This window comes from Acinetobacter sp. SwsAc2 (assembly GCF_013391465.1).
In the GTDB taxonomy this organism is placed as follows: Bacteria; Pseudomonadota; Gammaproteobacteria; order Pseudomonadales; family Moraxellaceae; genus Acinetobacter; species Acinetobacter johnsonii.
Genome location: NZ_JACBEZ010000054.1, coordinates 1 through 11,205 on the forward strand (window position 1 = coordinate 1; position 11,205 = coordinate 11,205).

Consider the following 11,205-nt stretch of genomic DNA (forward strand, 5'->3'; position numbering starts at 1 on the left):
GACAAGCATCGTCATTTTATTATGGTCAGCCTCAGGGTGAAGTGTGTCTAATCAACAGGGTTTTCGGTCTCTAAGTACTTTTTAAAGGGAACATCATCGACTCAAATCTCTATTTGCAACAGTGCCATAAATATTATATCTGTAACCACAGTAGAACATTGGGTATTGACGTTTGAAGATGAAGGTCCAGGTATTGATGAATCGCATCTTAAACACCTGTTCAAACCCTTCTATCGTCTGGAAGACTCTAGATCACGTCTAGATGGCGGTACTGGATTAGGCTTGGCAGTGATTGATGCAATTATTGAAGCACATCAAGGTCATATTTATTATTCTAAATCCAAAAACTTAGGTGGCAGCTGTTTTACTATTCAACTGAATCGTAAGACATCAACTCATTTATAATGTGTTAAGTTCAGATCAATAGGCTTCATTTAAGCGATAAATATAAGATAACTTGATGTCTGAACTTAACAATTCTGTTTGATGATCCTCAAATAAATTTCATCACAATGAATTCTCATCTCGATATTTAGCTAGCATAAAAAATACCACAATGGAGAGTATGCCGATGATAATACCTGCTGTTGATAATAAATTCACATGAGCTGAACTGAAGGCTATTTTACCTGCATTAATCAATGCAACTCCTTGCTCTGTAGGTAATTGGCTCGCTACTAAATAGGTATCACCAATCGATAGTCTGGCTTTTTCTGCTAAAACAGCAGTTAAATCTGACGGCACTTGAAGATGACTGCCAAATATATAGGCCATGAAAACACCAAATAAAGTAATACCTAGTCCTGTACCCAGTTCATAACCTGTACTTTCAAGTGAACCTGCCGCACCGCCCTTTTCTGCAGGTACTGAGCCCATGATCGCAATGGATGAAGCTGTTAAACCAATACTCAGTGTTAATCCAATCGAAGCTAAAATAAAGGGAACGATGATTCCCGGATGATGAAAATCTGAATAACTCAAACTGACCAACGCAATTGCTGCCAATATTAATGACATGGTCGCAACCAGACGGAGTCCAAATTTATTGGATAAAAAACCAGCAATAGGCCCGCCAATAGCGGCCGCAACCATAATCGGAACCATAAAAAGACCGGCTTGCAGCGGTGTTAAACGAATGACATATTGCAGCTCCATTGCCAAAGTTAACTCAACCCCTGCCAAAGCGCCTGCAGCAACCATTGCCATAATAATGCCGGCTAAAATAGCAGGACGTGAAAATAGCGAAAGATCTAGCATCGGCTGAGGAGAATTCAGCTGTTTGCGTACAAATATGGTTAATAAGCCGATAGATAAAACGACCAAAGGCAAGACAATCAACAACGACTGTTTACCGCCTAAGCCTGCTTTTAGTGCATATACAAACGAAATCAAACCGACAATCAGCAATAGCGCTTGACCAAATGCCCAATGTCCAGGGGTTATAGCTTCTTTTCGGGACAATAAGAAATAGCACATTGGTGCGACAACCAGCATGATTGGGACGTTAATCAGGAAAACTGAACCCCACCAGAAATATTCTAACAATCCCCCACCAATGAGCGGTCCAATGGCGGCACCGGCTGATCCGATTGTGCCCCAAATACCCAGCGCAATGGCACGTTCGCGACTGTCTTCGAAGGTTCTGCGAATAATACCCAATACACAGGGCATAATCATGGCACCGCCTAATGCTAATAAAGCACGTGCGGCAATCAGCATAGAAGCCGTTTGGGAAAATGCCGCAAGGACTGAGGCAATTCCAAATATAACCAAGCCAATCAGCAGAATCTTACGATTGCCGACACGATCAGCCAAAGTTCCCATCGGAACTAAAAGTCCAGCCATAAGTAATGGATAAATATCAATAATCCATAAGACTTGGTTGCTTGTGGCACTCAGCGATTGGGTTAATGAGGGAACCGCAACATGCAGTACAGTCATATCAATCACAATCGGCAGAAATGCAAGCACGACAGCGAGCAATATCCACCAGCGTTTCGGATCAAGATTGGAAGCTTTCATTATTAAACCTACATAGATGGTCTATTCACAATTATTTGATGCTAAACAGCCTTACCATCTTGAGTGATAATATGCTCTTTGGGTTTATTTATATCTGTTGCCAAGTTTTCCTGTAAAAACCTTGTCAACAGATGGCTGTTTTTTTATCTCGCAGATTCAAATCCCAAGTGCAACACATTTGTAGTCAGTTGAAAAAGTTAGGTGTATTCATAGAATCATTAGACTTTTTCAACTCGCAATTCCTCCACCTAACGACTTATAAAGTTCGATTTGATTATTTAGTTTTATTTGTTCGAGGATAAGTAGTCCTTGTTGTGCTGCATAAGAAGAGCGTTGCGAATCTAATACCGTTAAATAACTATCAATACCTGCTCTAAAACGAGCACTGGATAGTTTATATGTTGCATCTGTTGCAATGACCAAACGACGCTGGGCTGCTAAACGATCTTCGATATGTGCATGAGCGGCAAGTGCATCATTAACTTCACGAAAAGCTGACTGTATCGATTTCTCATAGTTAGCAAGTGCAATTTGCTGTTCTGTCTGAGAGATTTTAATATTAGCTTTACGGGTTCCCCAATCAAAAATAGGAAGGTCAATACTTGGACCAACTGACCAAGAAAAACCTCCAGATTTAAATAAATCATTTAACTCTGTTGAAGCATAACCTGCGGATCCAGACAAGCTAATTGTTGGGAATAGTCGTGCTTTTGCTGCACCGATATTTGCACCCGCTGCTCTAAGTTGAAATTCAGCTGCTTTTAAATCAGGACGATTATTAAGTAAATTACTGGGCAGGCCAGTTGTGAAAGCTGTTTCCTTTGTAATACTTTTAATTCTTTGATTTGGAAGTAAATCTTGTGGAATAGTTTGTCCAGCTAAAAGATTCAGTAAGTTGTGTGCTTGTACCATTTGAGTTTTATAGTTAGCCACATCATTTCGTGCTGTTTCGACAGAAATTTGAGCTTGTCGTAATGGAACCTCGCTATCAATACCTACATCAAAACGCTTTTTATTGAGATTGTACGAATCAATTTGTGCTTTTAATGTCTGCTCCGCAAGATTTAAATTATCTTTTGCAAAAGCATAATTTAACCATGCTTGGGTGACTTGGCTTATTAAACTAATTTGAGTAGCATCTCTAGCACTTTGTGTCGCAAAGTAATTATTTAAAGCGGCATCTTTTAAACTTTGGACTCGTCCCCAGAAATCTAATTCATAAGCGGTTACACCCAAGCCAACTTGAAAAGTCGAATATGGGTTATTAGGATTAATAGAGGATTCGACTTGTCGAACTGCACTACCAGTTGCTCCAATTGTGGGCAGCTGATCATTTTTGCTAATTTGATATTGTTGTTGGGCACGTTGAATATTTAAGGCGGCAGTACGTAAATCACGATTATTGTCGATTGAAATTTCAATTACTTGTAGTAACTTAGGATCAGAAAAGAAAGTTTTATAACCATTTTCCGCAATCGATGTTCCCGTAGATGTTTGTGAAAAATTTTGTGGAATATTCGACTTCTGTACAGGTTGTGATGCCTGCATATTGATACAAGCAGTTAATGCAATGGAAAGGGAAGAAACAAGTAATCCTCGTGTTAAATGAACTGGCATTTTAAGCATGATTTTCTCCAAATAGTAAAAGCAGTAATATCGAAGAAGAGCCAAAAGAAACATTTATGTTTCTTTTGGCTCTTTTAACTTAAGGGGTCGTTTTTTTCTTTGAAGAAATGAGTTTTTCAACTGCTCCCAGTACGAAGATGAAAAATACTGGAACAAAGAAAATTGCGAGAATTGTTGCTGAAATCATGCCGCCAAATACCCCAGTACCTAATGCATGTTGTGTTTCAGAGCTCGCTCCTGATGCGATGACTAAAGGAACAACACCACATGTAAAGGCAAGAGATGTCATGAGAATTGGACGTAAACGAAGTTTTGCAGCCTGAACGGTAGCTTCAACTAAAGTCATACCTTCTTCTTTAAGCATCTTGGCAAATTCAACAATCAAAATAGCGTTCTTGGCCGATAAACCAATGATTGTGATGAGTCCAATCTTGAAGAACACATCATTCATCATGCCTCTCGTCATAATTGCAATCACAGCACCAAAAATACCCAATGGAATAACTAAGATAACTGATAGTGGAATCGACCAACTTTCATAAAGGGCAGCGAGTACAAGAAAGATCACCAGCATAGATAGGCCCAATAAAAATGCCATCTGTGATTCTGATTGTTTTTCTTGTAGAGAGATACCAGTCCATTCATAGCCAATTCCTTTAGGAAGTTTGGCCATCATTTGCTCCATTTCACGCATGGCATCACCAGATGATGTCCCAAAGTTTGGAATACCGGCAATACTTAAAGATGGACGTCCGTTATAGCGATTATATTGTTGTGGTGCTTTATTCCATTGTGGTGTCACAACTTCTGATAACGAAACCAATTGGCCACTTGAACCTGTTACTTTGAGATTAATAATATCTTCCAACTGCATACGTGATTTTGCATCGACTTGAACAATCACTTGTTGCATACGACCTTGGTTCGGGAAATCATTGATATACATTGACCCCATAGAGGTTGAAATAATGTCTGATACATCAGCAAAATTAACACCAAGAGCATTAAGCTTTTCACGATCGATTTTCAAGCTCACACGATTGCCTTCAGGTAAACCTTCAGCCCAAACCATATAGAGCTTTGGATTTTTAGAAGCCATTTCAATCAGCTGCTCTTTAGCTGCTATAAGAGCAGGCATACCTAAGTTGGCTTTGTCTTGTAACCGTAGACTAAAACCTGAATATGTACCCAACTCGTCAATTGGCGGAGGCAATATAGACATAACGCTACCTTCATTGCTTTTTGCCATAGCTGCGTTAAGTGAATTGACATATTCAGAGGCAGGCATTTTTCTTTCTTCAAAATCTTTTAGTGTTGAGAATGAAACCCCAACGTTTTGTCCAGAACCGCCAAAACCCCAGCCAAGAACGGAAATATTGTTTTGCACATCAGGTTTTTGATTTAGATGTCCTTCAAACTCTTTCACAATATTCTGGGTTCTTTCACGTGTTGCATCTGATGGAAGTTGGAATGTTGTTAAAAACCAACCTTGGTCTTCTTCTGGCATAAATGCTGTAGGCCAATATTTCATACCAGCAAAAGTAACAACCGTAATGACAACAAAGGCAATCATCATTGGAATAGTGTGTTTAACGATTTTGAGCAAAATGACTTCATATTTTTTAGTCACTTTATCAAAACTACGGTCAAACCATGCAAAGAACCCTTTCTTTTGATGATGACCATTGATCGGTTTTAAAATGGTGGCACAAAGTGCGGGAGTTAACACTAAAGCTAGCAAAGCGGAAAATAAAATGGATACAGACATCGTCACTGTAAATTGACGATAGATGATCCCTACAGAGCCGCTTGCAAATGCCATAGGTAAAAATACGGCTGCAAGTACTAGTGTTATCCCAATAATAGGACTAGTAATTTCTTTCATGGCTTTAGAGGTAGCCTCTTTAGGTGAGAGGCCTTCTGTTGCCATGATTCGTTCAACATTTTCTACGACGACAATGGCATCATCGACAATAATTCCGATGGCAAGCACCATACCAAACATAGTTAGTACGTTGATGGAATAGCCCATCAATAACATCACTGTAAATGTACCAAGTAAAGCAATAGGTGCTACAATCGCTGGAATTAATGTATATCGAACATTATGTAAAAATATATACATCACGATAAAAACCAGAACCATGGCTTCAAGTAATGTATGAATTACCTTTTCAATTGAGATTTTGACAAATGGAGCGGTGTCATAAGGTATATCTAGTTGCATACCTTCTGGTAAATTCTGTTTTAGTTCCTCAACCTTAGCTTTAACACCATCAGCGGTTTTTACTGCATTAGCACCAGGGCTGAGCTGGATTGCTGCTGCAGTAGCAGGTTTACCATTTTTCAAAATAGCAAAACTATAGGCTTGTGAACCCATTTCAACTTTAGCAACATCTGATAGTTTTATTGAACTACCACTTACTTTACTTTTTAAACTTATATTCTTGAACTCATCAATATTTTTAAGTTGGCCCTGTGCTGATAGGGGAATACTAATGAGTTGTCCTTTTTCAGCGGGTACATCACCTAATCGACCGGGTGCAATTTCAACATTATTACTACGTATAGCATTATTTACATCACTAATAGATAAGCCATAGGACACCAATTTATTTGGATCAACCCATATTCTCATAGCCTTTTCTGAACCAAACGATTGAACTTTACCTACGCCTTCAACACGTTTTAATTCTTCAACAGCATTCCTAACTAAATAATCACTTAAATCGACTTCAGAATGTTGTCCATTAGGTGAACTCAGACTGACCAACATTAAAAAGCCTGAAGAAGATGCTTCGACTAACAAACCTTGTTGGCGTACAGTCTGCGGCAGGCGGGCTTCAACAGTTTTAATCTTATTTTGTACATTTACCTGAGCCATATCTACATCTGTACCAGGCTTAAAGGTCGCAGTAATTTGTGCTAAACCTGATGTATCTGTTGTTGCACTATAATAAAGTAAGTTTTTTACGCCTGACATTTCCCGTTCAATTAACGTTACTACGCTATCGTTAATTGCTTTTGGCGTTGCACCAGGATAAACGGCTGTAATAACCACTTGTGGTGGAGCAACACTTGGAAAACGGGCAATAGGTAATTTAGGAATACTGAGTAATCCAAAGAGAATAATAAAAATCGCAATCACCCATGCAAATATAGGGCGGCGGATGAAGAATTGAGACATAATCATTCACCTCCTTTTGTTGTAGAGGCTTTGACTTCTGCGTTTGGAAACGTATTTTTAGGTCCTGATACTTTCCATGTAGTGATTTCAAGTTTTTGATTTGGCTGGATCCGGTCAATACCCTCGACAACAATACGGTCACCTGAATTTAAGCCTTGATTGACTGTGTAAAATTGATCATGTTGTTGACCTAATTCGATTTTGCGTAACTCAGCCATTCCTTTGCTATTCACAATATAAACTTGTGAATGTCCACTGTTGTCATATTGAATCGCTTGTTCTGGAATTAGTAAGGCATTAGGAACGGAAGAACGACTCATCTTCACTCGAACGTACATCCCTGGTAAAAGCTGACGATTTTTATTGTCAACTTCAATACGCATAGTTACGTCGCCAGTTTCAGGGTCAACATTAATATCTTCAAATAATAGTCTTGCGGTAACGTTATAAGGTTGATCTTGATTATTTAAAATTTGGAAGTTGTGATCAGCATTTGCGGATAATTTACCTGCTTGTAAAGCAGCTTGTAGTTTTTCATAAGCTGTAATAGATTGTTTTACATCCACATATACTTTGTCAATTTGCTGAACCACTGCTAAAGCATTAGCATCTCCTTGCCCAACTAATGCACCTTCAGTGACAAAAGACTGACCAATACGTCCTGAAATAGGTGCTCTCACGGTTGCATATTGTAAATTAATATTTTGGCGTGTCAGGCTGGCTTTCATTTGTGAAACATCAGCTAGAGCTTGATGATATTGGGCCTGTGCATTACTAAATTCTTGTTTACTAATAGCATTACTAGGTAACAACTCTTGATAACGCTCAAGTTGGGTCTTTAATCGACTAACTTCTGATTCCGCTTTTTTCAATGCAGCTTGATTTGTTGCAACATCAGCTTGAAAGACTTCTGAATTAATCTTGTATAAGGGTTGCCCAGCTTTTACTTCACTGCCTTGTTTGAATAGTACTTTTTGAATTATTCCACCAACCTGAGGGCGAATTTCTGCTACTCGGAATGCATGTACACGAGCTGGAAGATTTTCACTGAAGTTTACTGTTTGTGGTTGAACATTTAATACACTTACTTTTGCCGAAGGTGTTTCAGTCTGAGCTGCTTCTTCAGAGCCACAGCCTTGTAAGATAAGGCCAATAGATAAAAAAAGTGGAAGTAACAGAGGCTTCTTCATATGGAAAAACTCATACAGTTTTAGATATTTACATTATTTTTAATATTTGTGTATTTATCGTTGATAAACTATGGAAAAAGTGTGGAGAATAAAAAAAATATCGATAAAATAAATAAGTTCTTAGTAAAGGATTATTTTATGTTTGATAGTTCATTCTCATTTGATTGCCGTGACAAACTAATTCTTGTTGTTGAGGATGAATATGATATTGGTGATATTATTGAACAGTATCTAAAAAAAGAAGGGATGCGTGTCATACGTGCTATGAACGGTAGACAAGCTATAGAGCTCCATTCGTCTCAACCTATTGATTTATTATTGTTAGATATTAAATTACCAGAAATAAATGGATGGGATGTTCTTAAAAAAATTCGACAAACTAATGATACCCCAGTCATCATGTTAACCGCACTTGATCAAGATATTGATAAAGTTATGGCACTCCGAATGGGCGCTGATGATTTTGTGGTAAAACCTTTTAATCCTAATGAAGTCGTAGCAAGAGTATATGCTGTATTAAGACGCAGCCAACAAAACCAGCAAGCAAAAAATAAGAATTTGCATTATAAAAATATTGAAATTCAAACGGATACTCATAGTGTATTTATTAATTTAAGTTCATCATCACCAAAGCTGAACTTAACTTTAACAGAGTATAAAATTTTAATGCTCATGATAGCACAACCACATAAGGTGTTTACTAGAGGAGAGTTGATGAGTTATTGCATGCCAGATGGTAATGCTTTAGAAAGAACTGTTGATAGTCATGTGAGTAAATTAAGAAAAAAACTTGAAGAACATGGCTTAAATCATATGCTTATTAATGTACGAGGCGTAGGCTATCGTTTGGATAATTTAAATGAAAAGTAAAAGTAAAATTAAAATTAAAATTAGTAAACAGCTAATTATTACATTCAGTATTTTGAATTTTAGTATTACTTTTTTTACTTTAACTTTTGGTTATTTAATTTATGCCATTGCCATTGAAGCGAAATTAGTTACATGGGAAAAACTTGGGCAGAACTGGCCTTATCTTCATTTATTAGACTTAGTTTGGTTACTAATAGTATTAATTATAGGATTTTTCTTATCTATTTTTTTAGGAATACGGCTTTCTCAACGATTTGTTAGACCAATTGAATCTATAGCCGTAGCAACTCAAAAAATTAGTCAAGGGGATTTAACAGCAAGAGTTGAAAACAATAAATATGTAAATGCTGAAATTTCAGAGCTTATAGATAATTTTAATGATATGGCCCATAAACTTGAAGTTTCAATAAAAAATGCTCATGTGTGGAATGCAGCGATAGCACATGAATTACGTACTCCAGTTACAATTCTTCAAGGCCGACTACAGGGTATTGTCGATAATGTATTTGAGCCTAGTCCCGCTCTAATGAAAAGTCTACTAAACCAGACTGAAGGGTTATCGTATTTGGTTGAGGATCTGAGAGTATTAAGTTTAATTGAGAATCAACAGCTTAAGTTAAATATAGAGCCAACCAATTTCCAAAAAAGCGTATCAAAAATTATTTTAATGTTTAGTGAGAAATTAGAGGAAGCTAAAATTACTATTCACTCTGAAGTATCAGATGACATAGTGTATTGTGATAGTCGCCGAATGGAACAGGTATTAATTGCTTTAGTAGATAATGCTATACGCTATGCCAATCCAGGCTTACTAAGTATTACATCATTTGTTCAACGACATATATGGACATTAATGATACAAGATGACGGGCCAGGTATTTCTATGGAATATCAAGAAGAACTATTTAAACCTTTTTTCAGGATAGAAGACTCAAGAAATAAAGCATTTGGCGGAACTGGTTTAGGGCTAGCTGTTGTTAATGCAATTATTAATGCTCATCATGGAACCATTCAGTATGAAAATAGGAATTCTAAAAGTGTATTTACTATTAGGATAAACTTCGAATAATAAAAGGCGGATTCAAGCGGCAAGTGCAACAGTATAAAAACCAGCCATAACTTCACTCGGTGTATACCAACCTAGTGTTTTTCTAGGACGATGGTTGAGTGCAAATTCTATCTGCTCTATTTGTTCGTTTGACACGTCATCAAACGATGATGATTTTGGCAGATATTGACGGATTAAACCATTCGTATTTTCATTCCTTGCTCGTTGAATAGACTTGTAAGGATCAGCAAAATACGTCTCTATGCCAACATCAGTAATTCTTTTGTGTTCGGAAAATTCTTTGCCATTATCAAATGTTACACTATAAGCATGGCTCATTTGTAAACGATCTAATGCACAAGTAATCGTTTGAGAGGATGCTCTCGTTGGCCCTAAATGAACAATATGTACATACAGGCTCTTTCGATCAACGAGAGTCAATAAAGCACCTTTATGATGTTTACCAATCACCGTGTCACCTTCGAAATCTCCTAAACGTTGTCGTTGATCAATGACCTGGTCTCGGCAGTGAATACTTGTTTTATCAATGATTTGACCCCTACGATCCGTGTTTTTGTAACCGCGTTTTCGATATTTCTTCTGATGCCTTAAGTGTAGATGAAGTTTACCGCCTTTTGATTTATCTTGATAAATGTACTGGTAAATCCACTCATGTGAAGGTACATCCAGCCAACCGCGTTGTGTTAAAGCACCTGAAATTTGTTCTGGTGACCAGTCCAAACCAATCAAATAATCAATATAAGCGAAGGCAAATGCTGTCATTGATGATGAAGGACGATACCGTCTTTGACTTGCAAATTTAGCTGCCTGTTGAGCTCTATATCCACGTTGTCCAGTATTTCTTTTTAATTCACGGTAGATGGTTGATCGTGAACGTCCTAACTCCCGAGCAAGGGAGGCGATTGAACTTTTACTTTTCAAAGTAGCATAAATTTCGTATCTTTCATCTTGAGAGAGTTGGGTGTATTTCTTCATTGTGTGCTTTCCAATTGCGAGTTGAAAAAGTCTAATGATTCTATGAATACACCTAACTTTTTCAACTGACTACAAATGTGTTGCACTTGGGATTTGAATCTGCGTGGTTCAAATCGGAACATTCCGCAAACAAGCAGTCTATCAAAAGACTATACCTGAATGATAGCGAGCCAAATCGCATACAATATCTATCATTAGACTTAATGCAATAATTAAATGATAGTATTATCATTAATCTAATAGAATTAAGATTAAATGATAGAAAT

8 protein-coding genes are annotated in these 11,205 nt (G+C 37.4%); 3 read left to right on the forward strand and 5 right to left on the reverse strand.

The window, feature by feature from the left end; genetic code table 11:
- Positions 1–135 precede the first annotated feature (135 nt).
- On the forward strand, positions 136–405 hold the full coding sequence (locus tag HYI04_RS16060; protein WP_227505009.1) for an ATP-binding protein: 270 nt from the start codon (positions 136–138) through the stop codon (positions 403–405).
- Between the two features lie 102 nt (positions 406–507).
- Here HYI04_RS16060 and HYI04_RS16065 read toward each other — a convergent pair whose 3' ends face one another.
- The 4 genes from HYI04_RS16065 to HYI04_RS16080 form a co-directional block, all read right to left on the reverse strand.
- Complete coding sequence (locus tag HYI04_RS16065) at positions 508–2,022, reverse strand: MFS transporter (RefSeq protein ID WP_033917554.1); 1,515 nt, start codon at positions 2,020–2,022, stop codon at positions 508–510.
- A gap of 228 nt (positions 2,023–2,250) precedes the next feature.
- On the reverse strand, positions 2,251–3,639 hold the full coding sequence (gene adeC / locus HYI04_RS16070; protein ID WP_370538948.1) for an AdeC/AdeK/OprM family multidrug efflux complex outer membrane factor: 1,389 nt from the start codon (positions 3,637–3,639) through the stop codon (positions 2,251–2,253).
- An 88-nt stretch (positions 3,640–3,727) separates the two neighbouring features.
- Positions 3,728–6,838: an efflux RND transporter permease subunit gene (locus HYI04_RS16075; RefSeq protein WP_178896379.1), complete on the reverse strand. Its 3,111-nt coding sequence runs from the start codon at positions 6,836–6,838 to the stop codon at positions 3,728–3,730.
- The gene (locus tag HYI04_RS16080; RefSeq protein WP_178896378.1) at positions 6,838–8,025 is read right to left on the reverse strand and encodes an efflux RND transporter periplasmic adaptor subunit; all 1,188 of its coding nucleotides are present in this window, start codon (positions 8,023–8,025) and stop codon (positions 6,838–6,840) included. The genes HYI04_RS16075 and HYI04_RS16080 overlap by 1 nt, the downstream gene beginning before the upstream one ends.
- A gap of 138 nt (positions 8,026–8,163) precedes the next feature.
- On the opposite strand from HYI04_RS16080, the gene adeR reads away from it, so the two are divergent.
- Positions 8,164–8,895: an efflux system response regulator transcription factor AdeR gene (gene adeR, locus HYI04_RS16085; RefSeq protein ID WP_033917517.1), complete on the forward strand. Its 732-nt coding sequence runs from the start codon at positions 8,164–8,166 to the stop codon at positions 8,893–8,895.
- The gene (gene adeS, locus HYI04_RS16090; protein WP_043041662.1) at positions 8,885–9,964 is read left to right on the forward strand and encodes a two-component sensor histidine kinase AdeS; all 1,080 of its coding nucleotides are present in this window, start codon (positions 8,885–8,887) and stop codon (positions 9,962–9,964) included. The genes adeR and adeS overlap by 11 nt, the downstream gene beginning before the upstream one ends.
- 12 nt (positions 9,965–9,976) lie before the next feature.
- Here the strand turns inward: adeS and HYI04_RS16095 are convergent, their stop codons facing one another.
- Complete coding sequence (locus HYI04_RS16095) at positions 9,977–10,939, reverse strand: IS30-like element IS18 family transposase (RefSeq protein WP_033917576.1); 963 nt, start codon at positions 10,937–10,939, stop codon at positions 9,977–9,979.
- Positions 10,940–11,205 lie beyond the last annotated feature (266 nt).

Excerpts from the sequence above, each read along its gene's own strand:
- HYI04_RS16065 (WP_033917554.1), bottom strand. The coding sequence starts at position 2,022 with ATGAAAGCTTCCAATCTTGATCCGAAACGCTGGTGGATATTGCTCGCT.
- adeC (WP_370538948.1), bottom strand. The coding sequence starts at position 3,639 with ATGCCAGTTCATTTAACACGAGGATTACTTGTTTCTTCCCTTTCCATT.
- HYI04_RS16080 (WP_178896378.1), bottom strand. The coding sequence starts at position 8,025 with ATGAAGAAGCCTCTGTTACTTCCACTTTTTTTATCTATTGGCCTTATC.
- adeR (WP_033917517.1), top strand. The coding sequence starts at position 8,164 with ATGTTTGATAGTTCATTCTCATTTGATTGCCGTGACAAACTAATTCTT.
- adeS (WP_043041662.1), top strand. The coding sequence starts at position 8,885 with ATGAAAAGTAAAAGTAAAATTAAAATTAAAATTAGTAAACAGCTAATT.
- HYI04_RS16095 (WP_033917576.1), bottom strand. The coding sequence starts at position 10,939 with ATGAAGAAATACACCCAACTCTCTCAAGATGAAAGATACGAAATTTAT.